Annotated in this window: 18 protein-coding genes and 2 pseudogenes; 13 read left to right on the top strand and 7 right to left on the bottom strand. The window is 70.1% G+C overall.

Annotated elements, in window-relative coordinates; all coding sequences use genetic code 11:
- The first annotated feature begins 33 nt into the window (after positions 1-33).
- Positions 34-654 carry a hypothetical protein gene (locus Aco03nite_RS42740; protein WP_203807004.1) on the top strand — a complete coding sequence of 207 codons (621 nt, stop codon included), beginning with the start codon at positions 34-36 and terminating at the stop codon, positions 652-654.
- 236 nt (positions 655-890) lie between these two features.
- Here the strand turns inward: Aco03nite_RS42740 and Aco03nite_RS42735 are convergent, their stop codons facing one another.
- Positions 891-3500 carry a BTAD domain-containing putative transcriptional regulator gene (locus tag Aco03nite_RS42735; protein ID WP_203807002.1) on the bottom strand — a complete coding sequence of 870 codons (2610 nt, stop codon included), beginning with the start codon at positions 3498-3500 and terminating at the stop codon, positions 891-893.
- Between the two features lie 149 nt (positions 3501-3649).
- Here Aco03nite_RS42735 and Aco03nite_RS42730 point away from each other — a divergent pair, with 149 nt between their 5' ends.
- From Aco03nite_RS42730 to Aco03nite_RS42715, 4 genes are all read left to right on the top strand, one after another.
- On the top strand, positions 3650-5545 hold the full coding sequence (locus Aco03nite_RS42730) for an Hsp70 family protein (RefSeq protein WP_203807000.1): 1896 nt from the start codon (positions 3650-3652) through the stop codon (positions 5543-5545).
- 62 nt (positions 5546-5607) lie between these two features.
- Positions 5608-6099: an RrF2 family transcriptional regulator gene (locus tag Aco03nite_RS42725; protein ID WP_239145903.1), complete on the top strand. Its 492-nt coding sequence runs from the start codon at positions 5608-5610 to the stop codon at positions 6097-6099.
- 85 nt (positions 6100-6184) lie between these two features.
- Complete coding sequence (locus tag Aco03nite_RS42720; protein WP_203806998.1) at positions 6185-6682, top strand: cupin domain-containing protein; 498 nt, start codon at positions 6185-6187, stop codon at positions 6680-6682.
- Positions 6683-6763: 81 nt separating this feature from the next.
- Positions 6764-7840 (top strand): YihY/virulence factor BrkB family protein, encoded by a 1077-nt coding sequence (locus Aco03nite_RS42715; RefSeq protein WP_203806996.1) that lies wholly within the window; start codon positions 6764-6766, stop codon positions 7838-7840.
- 27 nt (positions 7841-7867) lie between these two features.
- On the opposite strand, the gene Aco03nite_RS42710 is transcribed toward Aco03nite_RS42715, so the two are convergent.
- Entirely contained in the window at positions 7868-8215 is a 348-nt protein-coding gene (locus Aco03nite_RS42710) for a hypothetical protein (RefSeq protein WP_203806994.1), read from the bottom strand.
- A gap of 210 nt (positions 8216-8425) precedes the next feature.
- The gene (locus Aco03nite_RS42705) at positions 8426-8929 is read right to left on the bottom strand and encodes a hypothetical protein (protein WP_203806992.1); all 504 of its coding nucleotides are present in this window, start codon (positions 8927-8929) and stop codon (positions 8426-8428) included.
- Positions 8930-9011: 82 nt separating this feature from the next.
- Between Aco03nite_RS42705 and Aco03nite_RS42700 the strand changes: the two genes are divergently transcribed.
- The 3 genes from Aco03nite_RS42700 to Aco03nite_RS42690 all read left to right on the top strand — a co-directional run bounded on the left by Aco03nite_RS42700 (position 9012) and on the right by Aco03nite_RS42690 (position 11760).
- Entirely contained in the window at positions 9012-10637 is a 1626-nt protein-coding gene (locus tag Aco03nite_RS42700; protein WP_203806990.1) for a serine/threonine-protein kinase, read from the top strand.
- A complete protein-coding gene (locus Aco03nite_RS42695; protein WP_203806988.1) occupies positions 10634-11179 on the top strand; it encodes a hypothetical protein in 546 nt (181 codons plus the stop codon). The genes Aco03nite_RS42700 and Aco03nite_RS42695 overlap by 4 nt, the downstream gene beginning before the upstream one ends.
- Before the next feature lie 68 nt (positions 11180-11247).
- Entirely contained in the window at positions 11248-11760 is a 513-nt protein-coding gene (locus Aco03nite_RS42690; protein ID WP_239145913.1) for a peptidoglycan-binding domain-containing protein, read from the top strand.
- Positions 11761-11853: 93 nt separating this feature from the next.
- On the opposite strand, the gene Aco03nite_RS42685 is transcribed toward Aco03nite_RS42690, so the two are convergent.
- Together Aco03nite_RS42685 and Aco03nite_RS42680 are read right to left on the bottom strand one after the other, a co-directional pair.
- Complete coding sequence (locus Aco03nite_RS42685) at positions 11854-12768, bottom strand: aldo/keto reductase (RefSeq protein WP_203806986.1); 915 nt, start codon at positions 12766-12768, stop codon at positions 11854-11856.
- A gap of 99 nt (positions 12769-12867) precedes the next feature.
- A pseudogene (locus tag Aco03nite_RS42680) lies at positions 12868-13752 on the bottom strand (helix-turn-helix transcriptional regulator).
- Positions 13753-13901: 149 nt separating this feature from the next.
- Here Aco03nite_RS42680 and Aco03nite_RS42675 point away from each other — a divergent pair.
- The 4 genes and pseudogenes from Aco03nite_RS42675 to Aco03nite_RS54400 all read left to right on the top strand — a co-directional run bounded on the left by Aco03nite_RS42675 (position 13902) and on the right by Aco03nite_RS54400 (position 16804).
- A complete protein-coding gene (locus Aco03nite_RS42675) occupies positions 13902-14591 on the top strand; it encodes an NADPH-dependent F420 reductase (RefSeq protein ID WP_203806984.1) in 690 nt (229 codons plus the stop codon).
- 65 nt (positions 14592-14656) lie between these two features.
- Positions 14657-15880, top strand: a complete 1224-nt coding sequence (locus Aco03nite_RS42670; RefSeq protein ID WP_203806982.1) for an MFS transporter — start codon at positions 14657-14659, stop codon at positions 15878-15880.
- Positions 15881-15963: 83 nt separating this feature from the next.
- Positions 15964-16532 (top strand): annotated as a pseudogene (locus Aco03nite_RS42665) (alcohol dehydrogenase catalytic domain-containing protein); the annotation flags it as partial.
- 137 nt (positions 16533-16669) lie between these two features.
- Positions 16670-16804 (top strand): hypothetical protein, encoded by a 135-nt coding sequence (locus Aco03nite_RS54400; RefSeq protein WP_275415962.1) that lies wholly within the window; start codon positions 16670-16672, stop codon positions 16802-16804.
- Between the two features lie 16 nt (positions 16805-16820).
- On the opposite strand, the gene Aco03nite_RS42660 is transcribed toward Aco03nite_RS54400, so the two are convergent.
- Positions 16821-17159, bottom strand: a complete 339-nt coding sequence (locus tag Aco03nite_RS42660; RefSeq protein ID WP_203806980.1) for a WDGH domain-containing protein — start codon at positions 17157-17159, stop codon at positions 16821-16823.
- Between the two features lie 106 nt (positions 17160-17265).
- On the opposite strand from Aco03nite_RS42660, the gene Aco03nite_RS42655 reads away from it, so the two are divergent.
- Positions 17266-17838 carry a GrpB family protein gene (locus Aco03nite_RS42655; RefSeq protein ID WP_203806978.1) on the top strand — a complete coding sequence of 191 codons (573 nt, stop codon included), beginning with the start codon at positions 17266-17268 and terminating at the stop codon, positions 17836-17838.
- Positions 17839-18063: 225 nt separating this feature from the next.
- Here Aco03nite_RS42655 and Aco03nite_RS42650 read toward each other — a convergent pair.
- A partial coding sequence (locus Aco03nite_RS42650) for a PP2C family protein-serine/threonine phosphatase (protein WP_203806976.1) occupies positions 18064-18676 on the bottom strand: 613 nt, incomplete at its 5' end.

Genomic DNA, 18676 nt, shown 5'->3' with positions numbered 1-18676 from the left:
CCGTGATGATTTCATAGGAGCTAAACTCTCGCCATGGCGCGACGAGAATGGTGGCTGGTAATTGCCGCAGCCAGCGGGTTGGCTCTGGTTTCACTCGCCTCGAATGTGACGACCGTGAGTCAACTGGAAGGTCAGGCGAACACGTTGCTGGCCGGGCGGTTGACGGTCAGCCAGCTGGTCAACGCCGGGTCGGTGTGGGCCGGGCTCGCGGTGCTGTCCGGATGGCTCGTCCGCCAGCCGCTGGCGGCCGTGGCCGCCGGGGCTGCCTCCCTGCTCATCGCGTGTGTCGTGCACTATGGCGTCGGCATGGTCTTCGGAATCTTCGACGCGGATGTCTGGTCGGCCAACCGGCATTGGCTCCTGGGCGCGATGATCGTGGGTGGGCCTCTCGGCCTGGTCGGCGCGATCGCCCGGCGCCCGGGCCCGATCGGCCTGGTGAGCAGGCTCGTGGTGCCCGCCGGAGCCATGCTCGAACCATGGGTCCTCGGCCTGTTCTTCACGTCCGCAGTGCTCCCCTGGCCGAACCGGGTGGCTGATTTCGTCAGCGGTGCGGTGCTGTCGGCAGCCGGCATGGCAGGTGCCGTCCGGGTCCTCGCCGTCAGTTGGAAACGGCGGCAGGCGTCGCCGGGCCGGCTCGTTCCCGGCGAGAAGTGATCCTCCCGGGCGATTCACCAAAATAGCAACACCGACCGGCGGATCACTTGCTGTGCGTTTCTATGCCCATATCGGCGTTCCCGGCATCCGATGTGCCGGTGGGCTCGTCCGCGCTTTCGAGAACAATTTTACGATCAGAAATCGCCGATTGATGCGCGCGCCCTCCTCCGGTTGATCGCAATATTCAGGTTGAAATCGACGTCGGCGTTCTCGATCAGGGCGTAGTTCTGGCCGCATTAATGTCCTGAATTCGGTAGCGGTGCGTTCTGGCCAGAGGCCCTGCCCGGTCTCATGAGTCCGGCTCGTAACTGGTTCGCCAGATCGATGGTTTTTGGATCCGGTTCGGCGTCGAGGTCGGTGAGGGCTTTCGTCAGGGCTCGCAGGACGGTGCGGATGCCGTCGCTGTCGCCGAGGGCGTGGTGGGCTCGCATGGCCGCTTGGTAGAGGTCTTCGCGATATGGGTCGAGGGTGATGGCTTTGGCCAGGATGTCGACCGCTTTCTGCGGGGTGGCGGCGAGAAGGTCTTCGGCGAGCAGGAGGTGGGCCTCGCTCGCCCAGCGGCGTACAGCTTCGCGGTGCGGGTCGATCCACTCGTAGTCGTGGCCGTCGGCCAGTGGGGCCGTGTACAGGTCGCAGGCCTGCTGGAGCAGGTCGGTGCGGTCCGGGGCCGGGGTGAGGCGGGCGCGTTGCAGCAGGTCGCGTAGTTGCCACAGGTCGACGGTGACGGTGGCCGTGTCGAAACGATACCGGCTGGTGGTGCCGCGTTTGAGCAGGTAGCCGCCGGGGTTGAGGCCGCCGGCGCGGGCCAGGACGTGGCGCAGGTTGGAGGCGTTGGTGTGGACCTGTTGTTTGGCCTGGCGTAAGCGGACGTCGCCGAGCAGGTGTTCGCCGATGGTGTCGGTGTCGGCGCCGTCGGGGTGACAGGCCAGGAAGACGGCGAGTTCGGCGGCCTTGGCGCGCAGGTTGTTGCCGGGCCGGGTGATGCCGTCGATGCGCGGGGCTCCGAGGACGCGGATCCGAACGGGAGCAACGGTGCCGGGCTCGGCTGTGGGTTCGCCGGTGTTCTGTTCGACCGGCTGGGTGACCGGTTCGAGCTGGGACGGGTCGGGCCATTCGGGCTGGGAAGGTTCGGTGGTGGCGGTTTGTCCGGTGTGGGCTTCGCGGATGGTGGCCAGCAGGGCGAGGGCGTCGCCGCGGTCGAGGACGTCGACCTGCTCGGGCAGCAGGGGCGAGTGGCCGTCCTGGGCTGTGGTGTGACCGTCGGCGGTGATCTGGTGGGTGGTGCCGTCGCGCCACGGGCCGATGAGTGCGGCGGTGATGTCCAGTTCGGTGCCCAGGCGGAGGGTGATGCGGGCGTGCTCGGCGCTGGCGTCGGTGGCCGTGGCGATGAGCAGGATCGGCGGGAGAGCCTCTTCGGCAGGGGCGGTGTCGCGTACGGCGGCAAGGGTGTCGAGGTTGTGCTCTTCGAGGATCCGGGCGCGGTGCAGGATGCGGGCGTCGACGGTGTTGATCGTGTCGGTGAAGTCGGCGGTGATGTGCAAGCGGGGCCAGCCGGTGAGGCCGGGGCCGAACAGGTCGGTGCAGGTGGCGCGGTCGATGACGACTTCGGCGCGGTGGTCGGGGTCGTCCGGTGCGCCGGTGGTGAGGGCGGCAAGGATCAGCCCGCGGACGGCGCCGGGCGTGCCGGGGCCGTCGAAGCCGATCGGTCGTGCCGGCAGGACCGTGGTGGTGGGGGTGCCGGGCCGGTGCCGGGCGTGGCGGTGGATGGTGTCGACCGGTTCGGGTAGCCGGGGCGCCGGCAACTCGATGCTGCTACCGGTAGCGATCCGTCGGCGGCTGCGCTGGCGCCAGAGCAGCGCCACCACAGTGCTGATCGCGGCAGCCAGTGTCCAGGTGACGACGGTACCGCTGGGCAGGTGGATCCCGTCGTCACTGGTGGAGGGCTGGGGTGAGGCAGTGGCGGACGGCGTCGCCGAGGTCGAGGGTGGTGGCGACGACGGTGGCGGGCTCGGTGCGGTGACGGGAGGATCGGCGGGCGCCGCTACCGGAGGTCGGGGCGCGGGAACCCGGCGTTCCGGTTCGGTGCCCGCGCCCGGTTGCCGGGCATCGTCGGGGAGGCGCAGTTGCCAGCCGGGGCGGATGAGGTCGCAGTCGGTGAGCCGGGCCCCGCCGGCCTGGTGCTGATGCCGGTTGAGGCGGCAGATCTCCGGCCACCGGTCGGCATCCCCCAGCCACTTCCGGGCGATCTTGGACAGGCTGTCACCGCGTTTGACGCGGTAGGAGAACCGCTCTTCCCCCACCAGAACGGTGACGGTTCCCTGCTGCAGATCCGTGGTCCCGGCGGAAGCAACGGCCGGAGCCGGAGCGCTGCCGCCACCGTGCGGGGTGGTGACGACGGCGACGACCGCGGTTCCGGCGAGCCCGAACAGCATCCGGTGCACCGGCGCCGGCAACCGCCACCGAGGCAGGCGCCACCCACCGGCCAGCGACAGCAGGCTGCCGACCAGCAGCACCGCCGTGGCGAGCCAGCACAGCCAGAGCACGGCGGCCACCGTGTGGACGACCAGGTCCGGGATGTGCCAGGCCAGGTTGGCGGCCCGGAACTCGGTGAACTGCTCCCCCGACGGGATCAGCCCGGCCGGATTGCCGAAGACCAGGGTGAGCACCACCGGCGGCACGATCGCCAGCACCAGCACACCGGTGGCGATGCGGATCAGATCCAGGGTTCGCCGTACGGCTCCAGGTCCGCGTTCCGGTTGCGGCGCCGCGGCCCAGACGGTCGGTTGCCTGGCGTACGCCGCCGCTTTGCGCTGTACCTCGTCGTCGGTGGTGCTGCCCTCGGCCAACGTGATCCTCTCCCCCTGCGGTTCCCGGGTTCCGACCTTTACCGGCAAGTCACCCCCGATCGCCACCACATTCATGCCGGTCTATCACCATAAGAAGATCACTCCAATCCGGACGTGCACGGACAGTACTGTTTGCCACACTGCCCGGCATGCCCGCGAAGGATCTTCACCTCTCGATCGAGGTAGGCCCCTGGTGGACCACCGCCGTCTACGAACGCGCCGGCGTCGTGCACCCCGTCTACTTCGACGGCCAGCCGCGCCTGCCCAGCGGCGTCCATCAGCAACCCGGCACCCTGCTGACCGGAACCGCCGCGCTCACCGCCGGCATGGACAACCCCGGCGCCTACCACCCCGACCCCCTCGCGCTGCTGCACTCCCCCGCCGCCGCGAGTGAGACCGCCGCGGGTGACACCGCCGCGGGTGGCACCGTCGACCCGGTCGACGCCACCGCGGCCGTCCTCACCCACGTCGCCCGCACCGCGACCACCACGACCGGCGGCCGGATCACCGAGCTGACCCTTGTCACCGCGCACGCCTGGGGACCACAGATCCGGCAGCGCCTGCAGCAGGCCGCGACCACCGCCGGGCTGCCCGACCCCAACATCGCCACCGTCGCCGCCGCGCTCGCCACCACTGCGACCGGCCGCTACGTCGTCACCGCCACCAGCGACCTCGACCTCACGGTGCTGGACCGTGAAGAAGGCTTCCAGCAGGTGGCCTACCTCCGGGCCGGTGATCCGCACGCCGACGGCATCGACCGGGCCCTGTTCACCCGAGCCACCGGCGGCACCCCACCGGCGTACGGCTGGCAATGGGCCCGGGAGATCAACCAGGCCCGCGCCGCCCTCGCCACCCAGGCACGCGTCGCGTTGCTCCTGCCCCCACCGCACCGCGCCGCCGCCCTGGACCGCGAGGACGTCAGCGTGGCCGCGGCCGCCCACCTCGACCGCCTCCCCGAGAACGTCAAGACCCTGATCACCGACGCCGGGCTGACCACCGCCGACGTCAGCACCGTGGTCCTGCGCGGCGGCGACGCCGTCACCGCCGAGTTCGCCGCCGGGCTGCAGGTCGCCGGGCTGCCCGTACCCACCGTGCTGGACGATCCGCACGCCGTCGCCCGCGGCGGTCTCCAGCTCACCAAACCCCTGGCCCTCGCACCGACCGGCACCGCCGCCTCGGTGCGGCTGCCGCGCGCCCGGTTGACCGTGGCCAACCTGGTGCGGGTAGTCGTCCTGGCCGGTCTCTCCGCCGCCCTGCTGCACCTGACCATCGACAGCGCCTACATCATGAAGATCGGGATCACGGTACGCGGCGTCATGCTGCCGACTCCGACACTCAGCCTCGCCGCCGCCCTGGCCGCCCTCACCGCCTGGTCCGCCGCCCAGCTCGCCCCCACCACCTGGATCCTGGCGCCGCCACCGGACGACCGCACCACCGCCGGGATCCTGCTGCGGCAGGGCTTCCTCGGCGCCGCCGCCCTCAGCCTCGCCGCCGCCGGACTGTGGGCCCTGGCCACCATGGTCTCCGTCGGCCTGGACACCACCGACTACCTGCGCGCCACCTTCATCGCCGCCACCCCGATCGCGGCGAGCGCCGCCGTCATCGCCCTGTTCGCCGCCCGCATCCCGGCCACCGCGCTCCTGCCCTGGCTGCACCGGATCAGCCCACCCCTGATCCCGATCGCCCTCGGATCGACCGGCATCTACCTGCACAATCTGCAGCACTACCAGGTGACCGGCTGGTGGAAGACCCTGGTCTGGCACGCCGAGGCGCTCGGAGCCCTCGCCGAGTACGGCGGCGCGATCCTGCTCGGCATCGCCACCGCGATGATCGTCGCCCGCGGGCTGTTCCTGCGTGTCGCCGCGGGCGCCCTGCTCACCATCGGCTACGCCGCGATGGCCGGCTACACCACCGCCGGGTACACCCACATCGCCTATGTCATCGCCGTCGTCTGGTGGGCCGTCGCCGCGGCCTTCGCCACCGTCACGACAACCTCGATACCGGCCGTCGCGGCCCTGACCCGCTGGTTCAACCCACCGTCGTAACCCGCTCCTGCCCGGCGGCCGGACGTTTGACGGCGAAATTCTGGATAGGTAATGTCCAGGATATGAAGCTGAACGCCGGCGTCGAGTGGGTGCTACACACCTGCCTGAACCTGGGCTGGATCGAGGAGGACACCCGGGAGGGCGCCTCCACCGCCCGGCTGGCCGCCTTCTACCACCTCCCGCCGGCCTACCTGGGCAAGCAACTCCAGGCACTGGTCCGGGCGGGCATCCTCACCTCCACGTCGGGCCCGCGCGGCGGCTTCCGGCTGGCCCGGCGCCTCGAGGACATCTCCGTGCTCGACGTGGTGACCGCCATCGAGGGCCGGACGAACGCGTTCGAGTGCACCCAGATCCTGCACGACGGCCCCGGCGCGAACCCCGCCACCGACTACCGCACCGTCTGCGCGGTCTCCCAGACCATGAGCCGAGCCGACCTCGCCTGGCGCCGCGAGCTGGCCAGTGAGACCCTCGCCGACATCCGCGACCGGGTCCTCACGTTCTCCCCCGGAGCGCCCCGGCAGACCCGCGCATGGTTCGAGAACACCCGCGCCTGACAAAAACCCCTTCTTCGCCCGTACGCCATCAGCAGTTGATTCTGGATGTCAAGTATCCAGAATATCGAGAACCAGAAGAACCGCCATGCCCGAGAACCTCGCCACCACCGGTGTCTGGATCGCCCGCGCCGCCACCGCCGAACACGTCCAGGACGGGCCGACCAGCGAACTGCACCTGCTCGCCGACGCCGACCACACCGGCGGAGCCCTCACCATCAACCGCGCCGTCCTCGACACCGGCTCACCCGGAGCACCCGCGCACTCACACACCCGAACCACCGAGGCCATCCTGGTCCTGAACGGTTCCCTCGACGTGCTCACCGGCGACCGGGTGGCCACCCTCACCACCGGCGACCTGGTCGTGATCCAGCCCGGAGTCGTGCACGCCTTCGCACCGACCGCCGGCAGCGCCGCCGACATGCTGGCGATCTACACACCGGGCCAGCAACGATTCGAGTACTACCGCCTCCTGGAACGCCTCTACCGCGGCGAAGCCACCCTCGACAACCTCACCGCCGGAGCCGACCGCTACGACAACCGGTACGCCACCAGCGAGGTGTGGCAAGAGCACCGCAACGGATAGGAGGGCCCTGAATCCGCAGGTCGGTGGGCCACGCCGTACGGTCGGCACGGTCCCACCGAACCTGCACCTGGAGCCCCACCCGTGAGCTTTCCGATCCCGAACCCGGCGACGATCCGCCGGAACATGCTCGACCCGGACAGCCCGGACGTCGCCTCCATCTGGCAGTTCCCCCGCACCGTCTGGTGGTACGTGACCCGCCGCTCGGTCGCCGAGTTCTTCGCCGACGCGTGCCCGCACCACGCCGCCGCCCTCGGATTCCACGCCACCCTTTCACTGTTCCCGGCCCTGACCGTGATCGTCTCGATCCTCGGCCTGGCCGGGCAGTCCCCGGAGACGATCACCGCCCTGATCTCGATCCTCGACCGGGTCGGCGCCGCGAACTTCACCGCACCCGTCGTCATCTGGGTCGGCGAGCTGTCCCGGTCACCGGCGCCGGGCTGGGGTCTGGCCGCCGGTCTGATCGGCGCGATCTGGACCGCGTCCCGGTACGTGGTCGCGTTCAGTCACGCCGCCAACCACATCCACGGTGTGCCCGAGGGCCGGTCCGTGGCCCGGCTCCGCGCCGGGATGCTGGGGGTCACCCTGCTCCTGCTCGTGCTGATCGCCCTGATCACTCTCACCCTGGTCGTGTCCGAACCGGTCACCGAAGCACTGCGCGACCGGCTCGGCGACGGCACCGTCGACGCGTGGGCCTGGCTGAAGGTCCCCGCCCTGCTCGCCGTGGCCGCCCTGGTCGTCGCCCTGCTCCTGCAGGCGGTCCCGAATGTGCGCCTGTCCAAGGTCCGGTGGCTGTCCCCCGGCGCGGTCGTCGCGATCACCGGGACGGTGGCGGTGTCGGCGGGACTGTCACTGTTCTCCCACCTCGCCGGGACCTTCTCCCGTACGTACGGATCGCTCGCCGGTCTCGCCCTGCTCTGGCTCTGGTTGTGGCTGATCAACGCCTGCCTGCTGCTCGGCGCGGAGGTCGACACCGAGGTCGAACGGGCCCGCCGCCTCATGGCCGGCGAACGCGTCGAGTCCGGGCCGCCCGCACCACCCCGCGCGACCGCCCGGGCCGAGAAGTCCCAGGACCGGACCCGGCGCCTCGTCGCCGAAGCCACCCTGATCCGCCGCCGCCACGAACAAACCCCACCGACCGCCGACGAACCGGCCCGGTAAACCGACACGAACCACCCGGGCGCCGGGTCAGACCGGCGCCGGCCCGGCGGTTCCGGCGCTGATCGCCGCAAGGATGTCGGCCCACAACCGTTCCGGGTCGATCGCCGGGACGGTGACCACCTCCCGCAGCAGCCGCAACGCGTACACCGAGCCGGACGTCCCGGTCCGGGTGGCCTCCTGGTAGAGGTGGGCGCCGGTGACCGCGTCCACGGGCACCTGCAGCACCCGGGCGCCCGGCTGATCCCGCACCACCGTGTCGATGAGCACCTGCCGCCGCCCAGCGGCGGTGAGCCACTGCCGGACGGTCATCCCGCCGGCCTCGGCCGCGCGGCTGAACTGGTCGTGGACGTCGGCGGAGAGCTTCACCTTGGGCATGGCGGCCATTCAACAGCCCGGCCCGGCCGACACGCGAGAGCCACCGTGTGCCACCACCGACCTACCGGCGTGTCAGCCCCGCTCACCAGCGAACAGCCCAGAAGTGACCATCAGAACAGCGCCACACCTCTTCTGTGTACGCCGCCCGTGCTCATCCCGGAAGCGGGAATGTCCGGCAGCTGCCCGTCCGAGGCTCGGGGAGCACGAGACTCACCCTTGTGGCCAGCCCAGCACCTCACAGGCGATGGGAAACCAGTGGCGTTCCGCCAGTGGGGAAGGATCGCCGATCCACGTTCCGGCGTCCTCAGGCGGGACGGCTGTCGCATCGCGGGGCGTGAAGACGGGCACGTGCGCGAGCGGTGCCGGCAGTCGATACGTCTCATCCGGGGCCGGCACGATGTTCCGAACGAAACCGACACATCGGGTAGCCGTGCCGTCGGTCAGAAACTGCGATGTCAGCTCGGCGATCCCTTCCGAGGCGGGACGCCAGCCGTCCTCAGTGCCGAGAAACACCGTGGGGATGTCCAAGCCCTTGGGCGTCCGGATGCAGAACAACTCCCGCCCGGTACCGGCCTGGCGCTGTACGAGAAGACGCACGATCACCGCGGGCTCGGGGACCTCGATGTCGGCACCGGACCAGACCTCGGCGGTGCTCTCCTCGGGAAGCCACGGCGCTCCCGGCACGGACCTGATCAGTCTCAAGGAGTCGATCATGCGGCCCATGCTGCCGGACCGGATGGCGGCGCCGATCGACGGCTGTGCGCTCCGGTTACGGTGAATTGGTAGCCTTCGCGCCATGCCGATCGAGCCGTTGCGTTCTGCTGATCCCACCGAGCTTGGTGGTTATCGCCTGCTCGGGCGGCTCGGTGAGGGTGGCATGGGTGCCGTCTACCTGGGGGAAGGACCGAACGGGCGGGTCGCGGTCAAGGCGATCCGGGCCGAGATGGCCAGCCAGCCCGAGTTCCGGGGCCGGTTCCGCAGCGAGGTCAACCGGGCCCGGCAGGTTCCGTCCTTCTGTACGGCGGCGGTGCTCGACGCGGATCCGGAAAGCGAGACGCCCTACCTGGTCGTCGAGTACGTCGACGGCCCGAACCTGGCCGAGGTGGTCGCGGCGCGGGGGCCGCTGAGCGGCGGTGAGCTCTACAGTGTCGCGATCGGGGTGGCGACGGCGCTGACCGCGATCCACGGGGCCGGTGTCATCCACCGGGATCTCAAACCCCGCAACGTGCTGTTCTCGCTGGGCACCCCGAAGGTGATCGATTTCGGTATCGCGCGGGCCTTCGACGCCACGAGCAACCACACCCGTACGGATCAGATGGTGGGCACGCTGGCCTACATGGCGCCGGAGCGGTTCGAGACCGACGCTCGCGGCGTCGGCCCGGCGGCTGACGTGTTCGCCTGGGGCATCGTGGTGGCGTACGCGGGAACGGGTCGAACGCCTTTTCAGGCCGACTCGCAGCCGGCGACCGCGGCGCGGATCCTGACCCAGCCGCCGGACCTGCGCGGGCTCAGCTCGCCACTGCGGGAGATCGTCGACCGTACCCTGGCCAAGGACCCGGCGAAGCGGCCGTCCGCGGTGGAGCTGCTGGAGTTGCTGCTGGACACCGGCTCGCACAGCATGCAGGACCTGGGCGGCGGCCCGGAATTGCGACGGGCGGCGCTGGCGGCCCGGGCCGGCGGGCACCGCAAACGCCGTCGCCGCCGGACCCTGACCGTGGTCGCCGCGGGTGTCGCCGTTCTCGGTCTGCTCGGGCTGATCGGTGGCCGGAAGCTGGCGACCGGCTCGCAGGAGGCGGGCACGGCTGCCCCGCCCACTCCGTCGGCCGCGGCGTCGGCACCGTTGTACTCCCCGATCGGTGCGGGTCTGCTGATCAGCGATCCGCTGACCCGGGACGGTCAGTGGCACCGGTCCAGTGACGGTGGTGTCTGCGAGTTCAGCGGTGGCCGGATGGTCGCGTACAACGACGACTCGGAGTTCCCGGCCGAGGAGATCTACTGCGACGGCCCGGCCGACAAGATCACCGGAGACCATGCGGTGGCTGTCACGGTCGCCCTGCTGACGCCGACCAGCTGCGCGAACGTCTGGTTCTGGGGTGCCGACCGGATCACCGAGGACGGTTCGTTCGCGGTGGTCCTCTGCGGCGGCAAGGTGGAGCTGTGGGACCAGAAGGAGGACTCTCGGGACACGCTCGCCAAGGAGGCGACGAAGGTTCTCGCCGACCGGGCCGAACACCGGGTCCAGGTGCTGGTCGAGGACAAGACGGTGGCCGTGACCGTCGACGGCGCCCCGGTGCTGACCGCGGACCTGCCGGCACGCAGCCGCAAGAGCGGCCAGGTGTGGCTCAGCATGCGCAACGAACCGTTCACCGAGACCGCCAAGGGCCGGGTGTCCTTCCAGAACGTGGAGATCAGGGAATTATGAGGATCCGAACTCTGCTCCTGGTCGTGTTCGCGCTGCTGGGGCCGGCTGCCTGTGACGCGGGCGCGGCGGTGCCGCAGGCCTCCACGCCGCAGTCCGCGGTGCCGAGTGCGAAAGACGTCAAACCGACCTTCACCGACGTACGCGTCGGCGACACCGTCTCGGTCGTCCGGGTCGCGGCGTTCAAGGCCGGTAGGAACCGCTCGGTCGTCGTGGAGCCGGTCATCTACATGAAGAATCCGGACTTCTGCCGCGCCTTCAAGATCCCGCTGGACGACAAGCAGTGTTCGTATCCGTACGCCATCGAACACAGCACCGCCAAGATCACGCTGCCGCGCGCCGACGACGCCACCTACGCCCTGATCGACTCGGACCGGTGGCGCGAGTGCACCGACAAGGACCTGGTGGCCGCGGTCTGCAAGGTCACCGCGGCACAGTTCCAGAAGTGGGCGGCCCAGGGCGACGGCACGGTTGTCATGACCACCCGCAACGGCACGGCGACCGGTTTCGCGGAGCTCTACTTCCCCGAGTCGTACGAGGACTGACCGGCAGCGTGCCAACCGGCTGTCGGGAGCGCGACGGAGAACGCTGTCGATATCCGGCGGGCGTGAGGATGGCTGGGCTGGGCGGCCCGAGCGCGGCCGTCCGCCGGGAGGAAGTGAACGAGATGGCGTTGGAAGCGTGGCCGCTGGTCAGCAGGGGCGACGACGTTCACCCGGTGACCAGTCTGCAGTACCACCTGCGGCAGCGCGGTCACACCGTGGACGTGGACGGTGAGTTCGGATCGGAGACGGACGCGGCGGTACGCGCGTTCCAGAAGGACCGGCAGCTGACCGTCGACGGCATCGTGGGGCCGCTGACCTGGCAGGCCCTGGTGACCACGGTCCGGCGTGACGACCGCGGTGACGCCGTGCGGTCGGTGCAGGAGGAGTTCCAGTTCCGCAACGGGTCCGGCGACCCGAACAAAGCGCCGCTGGTGGACGGCGTCTTCGGACCGAAAACCGAGGCGGCGGTACGCAACTGGCAGCACTTCGTCCGCGACCACGACGAGCCCTCGATGGCCGTCGACGGCATCGTCGGAAAGATGACCTGGCAGTCCCTGATCAGCGGCATGCACGGCAACTGAGCCGACACAAACGGGCCTCCGGTGCGCGGTCCTACCCGGTGTAGTTCGGGGAGGTAGGAACGCGCATGGAGTGCCGCGTCGGGTGCTGTTGTCTCAGGCAGCATGGGTGGGGTCGTCGGTTCCCCATACCAGGCCGTTGCCCCGGTCCATGGTCGTGATAGCGGCCAGGTCGGTAGCGTCGATGGTGAAGGCGAACAGGTCGGCGTTTTCCCGCATCCGGGCGGGGTTGGTGCTCTTGGGCAGCACGGGGAAGCCGTTCTCGATGCCCCAGCGCAGCAGGAGCTGGGCCTCGGTCACGCCGTACTTGGCGGCCATGGCCTTGAACGGGGAGTCCTCGCGCCGGCCTTCGGCGCGCTGAGCATCGGTTTTGCCGCTGCCGTGGCCGGGGGCGGTGCGCCAGGTCGACAGCGGGGCGAGGCTGCTGTAGGCGATCGGGGTGATGTCGTTGTCGTTGAGGTAGGCGACGATGCCGGGATTCTGCGACCACGGGTGCAGTTCGATCTGGTTGGCGTGCGGCAGCGGCAGGCCGGCGGCGACGAGTTCCTGGATGTGGCCGGTGTTGAAGTTCGAGACGCCGATGGCGCGTGCCTTGCCGTTCTTGTGCAGCTCGACCAGGGCGCGCCACTGGTCGAGGCGCTGGGCGGGCTCGAACGGCGCGTGGATCAGGTACAGGTCGACGTAGTCCAGACCGAGCTTGTCCAGGCTCTCGTCGAACGCCCGCGGGGTGGTTTCGGTGTTCTTGAACGCGCCGGGGTTGCCGGGCCACAGCTTGGTGGTGACGAAGACGTCGGCGCGGGTCAAGCCGGTGGCTGCCAGGCCGCGGCGCAGGCCCTCGCCGACGCCGCGTTCGTTGTCGTACACCTCGGCGGTGTCGATGTGCCGGTAGCCGGCGATGATCGCGGCTTCGACGGCATCGGCGGTCTCGGCGTCCGGGATGAGGTAGGTGCCGAACCCGAGGTACGGGATCTCGACGCCGGTGGTGAGGGTGCGGGTGAGCTGCTCACTCATGGGTTTCTCCGGTTTCGCGTGGTGCGGGTGTGTTCGAGGCGTGCGTCATCTGCCCAGCGCCCGTGATCGGGCGCTCGGCCTGGTGGTGCAGCCTGTGGGTTAGGTCAGTGGTGTTTCGGTGTCCGCGGGGAGGCGGTCCGGGGCACTGGGCGCCGACCAGCTGGCCAGCAGCTGGAGTTTCTCCTCGGAGGCCGAGCCGGGCTCGGCGGTGTAGGCGTTGATGGTCAGCCCGGGGTCGAGGGGTAGTTGCATCGCGGTGAACGTGAGGGTCATCTCGCCGGCGATGGGGTGCCGCAGCACCTTGGTGCCGGAGTGTTGCAGCTGCACGTCGTGGGTGCCCCACCAGGTACGGAAGTCGTCGCTGCGGGTGACGAGTTCGCCGACCAGGTCGGTGAGGTCCTTGTCGTACGGGGTGCGGCCGGCCTAGGTACGCAGCAGCGCCACCGCGTCGCGGCCGACGGCGGCCCAGTCGCCGTAGAAGTCCGGGCCGTGCGGGTCGAGGAACGCGAACCGGGCCATGTTGGGTCGGCCGACGACGGTGTCGATCGCCGGCGCCCACAGGGCCCGGCCGAGGGGGTTGGTGGCCAGGATGTCCAGGCGGCCGTTGCGGACCAGCACGGCGGAGCCGGTGATCGTGTCGAGGAAGTGCTGCACCGAGGGGCGGATCGCCGGGGACTGCAGGCGCCGGCAGCGAGGGCTGCCCGCCCGGGAGGCCTGGGCGAGGGCGAACAGGTGAGCGCGTTCGGCGTCGTCGAGGTGCAGCGCGTTCGCGATGGCGGTCAGCACACTGTCGGAGGCGGTGTTGAGGTTGCCCTTCTCCAGGCGCACGTAGTAGTCGACGGACACGCCGGCCAGCCGGGCGACCTCGTCGCGGCGCAGCCCCGGCACGCGGCGCTGGCCGTACGAGGCGATGCCCGCCTGCTCGGGGGTGATCTTGGCGCGTCGTGTCCTGAGGAAGTCACGCACTTCGGCCCGGGTGTCCATGACTCCACGGTAAGCGCTGTTCAGAGCGGCTGGGGGGTCACGTTGTGACCCGTCAGAGCCGGGCCTGTCAGGCGGGCGGGCGAAGCGGTTTCCTCGTAAGCGGATCACCTCACCGGCGGCGCCCGCCGCCTTCTTTCAGGAGTTTTGTCATGAAGATCGCTGTCATCGGTACGGGCATGGTCGGCCGGGCGTTCGCGAGCCGGTTCACCGGCCTCGGGCACGAGGTCGTCGTCGGCACCCGCGACGTCGAGCAGACCCTGGCGTGTACCGAGCCGGACTGGCTGGGCAACCCGCCCTACGCGATCTGGCAGCAGAGCAACCCCGGCGTGCGCCTGGCCACCTTCGCCGACGCCGCAGCGAGCGCCGACGTGGTCATCAACGCCACCTCGGGTGCCTTCTCGCTGGAGGCGCTGCACGCCGCCGGTGCGGGCAACCTGGCCGGCAAGCCGCTGATCGACGTGGCGCTGCCGCTGGACATGTCCGAAGGCATGCCGCCGCTGTTGTCGGTGGCCAACACCGACAGCCTGGGCGAGCAGATCCAGCGCATCTTCGGCGAGGCTCAGGTCGTGAAGACCCTGACCCCGATGCTGGCCGACACCATGGTCGACCCGTCCCGCCTGGGCAGCGCGCACAACGTCTTCCTCGCCGGCGCCGACGCTGCCGCCAAGGAGACCGTTCTCGGGCTGCTGCGCGAGCTCGGCTGGCCGCAGGACGCGGCGATCGACCTCGGCGGCATCAAGGGCGCCCGTGGCATCGAGATGTACTCGCGGTTGTTCTTCACGCTCTCGGAGACCTTCGGCGACTTCGACTTCAGCATCGCCGTCGTCCGCCAGAAGTAACCCTCCCACCGTTGTGGGCGCGGGACGGCTGATTCGTCCTGCGCCCCGGCCGGAAAGCACAGGTCATGTCCCTGACATCCACGACCCGGCTGACGCCGGCCCGCACGATGGTGTTCGCCATCGCCGCCGGGCTCGCCGTCGGCAACCTCTACTGGGCCCAGCCGCTCATCGAGATCATCTCCGACGCGTTCGGTGTCTCCTCCACGGCCGCCGCCGTCCTGGTCACCGTCACCCAGATCGGCTACGCGGCCGGGATCTTCCTGCTCGTCCCACTCGGTGACGTCCTCAACCGGCGGCGCTTCATCCCGCTGATGCTGACGCTGTCGGCCGTCATGCTGGCCGGTGCCGCGCTGGCGCCGGCATACGGGGTGCTGCTCGCCGCCCTCGGCGGCCTCGGCCTGACCACCGTCGGCGCCCAACTACTCACGCCGCTCGCCAGCGAACTCGCCGAACCGGAACGCCGGGGCAGCGTCGTCGGCACGGTCGCCTCCGGCGCGCTGATCGGCATCATGGGCTCGCGCACCATCAGCGGCGTCGTCGCCGACCTGTTCGGCTGGCGCGCCATCTTCGCGCTAGCCGCCGTCGCGACGGTGATCGTGGCCGTCGTGCTGCACCGCATCATCCCCGAACTGGGACCGCGCGAGCCGATCCCGTACCCGCGGCTGCTGCGCTCGGTGTTCACCACCATCGCGCAGCACCGGGCCGTACCCCCGACGCTGGTGATCTCCGCGGCCACCTTCGCGGTGCTCTCGCTGTTCTGGACCTCGCTGACCTACCTGCTCACCGCCGACCCGTTCGGCTACACCGTCACCCAGATCGGCCTGGTCGGGCTCGCCGGGCTGGCCGGCGCGATCGCCGCCCGCAACGCCGGTGCCCTGCACGACCGGGGCTGGTCCGTACCGGCCAACGGTGCCGCCACCACCCTCCTCGCACTGTCCCTGCTGCTGGCCTGGGCCGGACGCACCTCGATCATCGCGCTGATCATCGCCGTCATCCTGCTCGACGTGGCCGTCCAGGCCACCCTGGTCCTCGGCCAGACCCGCCTGTTCGCCCTCGACCCGGCCGCCCGCAGCCGCCTCAACACCGCGGTCGTGGTCGCCAACTTCCTCGGCGGCGCCATCGGCTCCGCCCTGGCCGGCCCCTTGTGGGCCACCGGCGGCTGGACAGCGATCATGCTCGCCGCCCTCGCCCTGACCCTCACCGCCCTGACCGTCTGGACCCTCACCCGAGCCCGCCTCGCCACACCGCCCGTGCGGACACCCACCTCCGACCGAAACGGACCGGCGTGAAACCGACCTCACCGGCCATCGTGCTCGCCGTACCCGGCATCGAGGCCTCACGCGACTTCGCCACCGACCACTAGGAGGACGTCATTCTCACCGTCAACGCCATCGCTGCGACCTCAGCCACCGACCCGCTGGTACGCACCACCATCGATCGCCGCGACCTCGGCCCCACGATGTCCTCATCGAGGTCCGCTACAGCGGTGTCTGCCACACCGACATCCACGTCACCCGCAGCGAATGGTTCGACGCCACCTACCCGCTGACCCCGGGCCACGAGATCGTCGGCGTGATCACTGCGGTCGGCGCCGAGGTCACCAGACACGCGGTCGGCCAGCGGGCCGGGGTGGGCTGCCTGGTCAACTCGTGCCGCGAGTGCAAGAAATGCCGCGCCGGCATGGAGCAGTACTGCACCACCGGCAACACCCTCACCTACGCCGGCGTCGACCGCGACGGCACTATCACCCAGGGCGGCTACGCCACCCACATCGTCGTCGACCAGGACTTCGTCCTGCGCGTTCCCCAGGCCATCGCGTACGAGGCCGTGGCGCCGCTGCTGTGCGCGGGCATCACCACCTACAGCCCCCTCAAACACTGGAACGCCGGCCCCGGCACGCGGGTCGCCGTGATCGGCATGGGCGGCCTCGGCCACCTCGCACCCGGTCGGATTCACCCCCGTCGACAACTCGAAGCTCAACGCCCGGATCGACCAGGCATACCGGGATAAATATGGCCCGACCGTATGGAACACCCTGGCCATGATCCGGCCCCCGGCCAGCAACAGCACCCTGCGCCTTGACCCAGCATGAAGTCTTCGAACACCGCGATAAGCTGCCGGTCGACGGCCTGTTGCTGGTGCTCTACTACCCGGACGAGACCGGCGACAACGCCGAGAAGCTGCGCCTGCTGGTCTCGCTCGCCGCGTCCTGACGATGCCCCTCGCCGACTACCTTCCCGCCGCGAGGAGGGCGCGCAGCCGGGACGCCACGTCGGCGGTGGTGTGCCCGTCCCACACCGGGGCCGTCTCGACCTCGGGCACATGATCGAACAAGGACCAGCTCGCGGACCGGTAGTGGTTGCTGACCTGGCCGGTGGGCAGTTGCGCCACCACGATGAACCAGCCGCCGCCGAAGCAGGGCTCTCCGTCGTGGTGCCGCCACGAGCGGATCACCGGATACCCGTCGGAGAGCCAGGCCCGGGCGGCGTACGCGTGGTAGAGCCGCCGGAACTCGTACAACTCGTCGAAGGTGTGAAACCCGTCGGAGATACTGCCGCTGTCGGTCATCGTCGGCTCCTGATCGTGGGCGGTCGCGGGGTTCGCCGCTTGTGCCCCGGGCTGACGGAGGTTACGTTTTCGGGCTGCCCACCACAACAGCTCAAAGGATGTACCGGTGACGAACAGCAGCAAACCACGCCACCCGGACACCACGACGGTCGAGATCGTCGGAGGTCCGGAGCCGCTCGAGGTCGGCCTGTGCGACCACGACCCCCGGTGGGCGCGGGCCTACGACCAGCACCGGCAGCGCATCCTCGGCGCGGTGACAGCGGTGGACGTCGAGGTGGAGCACATCGGTTCCACGTCGGTGCCGGGCCTGGCCGCAAAGCCGATCGTCGACATCGTCGTCGCGGTCCCCGACATCACCGCCGAGGAGGACTACCTCGACGGCTTGCTGGCTGCCGGCTACGAGTTGCGGGTCCGCGAGCCGGGGCACCGGCTCGTACGCACCCCGGCCCGTGACGTCCACGTGCACATCTACGAGCGCGGGGCCACAGCGATCCACGACTACCTGCTGCTGCGCGACCACCTGCGTACCGACGCCGCCGACCGCGCCTTGTACGAGGACGTGAAAAGGAATCTGATGACCCGCCGGTGGACCGACATGAACGACTACGCCGACGCCAAGAACGACGTCATCCACGCGATCAAGACCCGGGCCGGAGCGGCTCGGCCCGGGCTCCGATGAGACTTCGGGTTGGTCGGCACCGCGAAGCTGGGGAGTTTCCGTGGGGTCATCCCGGAGGAGCTGTCGAATATTGCCTACGGTCGGGTCCGGGGGCGGTCTGAGCCAGCAGGGTGCGGACCTGTTCGTGGGAGTACCGGGACGCTTCGGCGATGCGGCGCAGTCCCCAGCCGCCCCGGCGGGCGTCGGCGCGGCGACGTCCATCAGTGCCTCCGGGTGGGCGAGAGATCAAGCCGTGGGTGTGTCGACGTGCAGGAGCATCAGGGCGGTGTCGTCGGCGGCGTAGGGCCCGGAATGCATGCGGACCTGGTCGCGCAGGTGGGCAAGGGTGTCGGAGGCGCCGAGGCCCCGCGTCACGGCCAGCTCGACGGCGAGACGATCTTCGCCGAACAGTGGGCCCCTGCCGTCACGTGCCTCGGTGATGCCGTCGGTGTAGAGCAGCACGGCGTCTCCACGGTGCAGACGGAAACGGGTCTCGCCGAGCCTGGTGGTCCCGGGTTTCAGCAGTGGGCTGAGCATGGTGCCGGGGGCATGGATCTCCTCCACGGAGCCGTCGGCACGGCGGATCAGCGCCGGCGGGTGGCCGGCGCTGGCGTACCAGCCGCTGACACCGCCCTTGACCGGTCGGAACACGGCCAGGGCAACGGTCAGGAACCGATCGCTGACCCGCTGCTCCACCATCGCCTCGTGGAGCCGGTGCAGGATGGCGGCCGGCCGCGCATGCTGTGTCGCTTCGGTCCGCACGGTGTAGCGGGCCAGGGCGGTGACCTTCGCCGCCTCGATGCCCTTGCCGCAGACATCGCCCTTGACCTCTCCCCGCCCTAACGGACGGGGATTCCAG

The organism is Actinoplanes couchii (genome assembly GCF_016862075.1).
GTDB lineage: Bacteria > Actinomycetota > Actinomycetes > Mycobacteriales > Micromonosporaceae > Actinoplanes > Actinoplanes couchii.
Note: the sequence above shows the minus strand (reverse complement) of the source record. Positions and strands in the feature narration are given on the sequence as shown.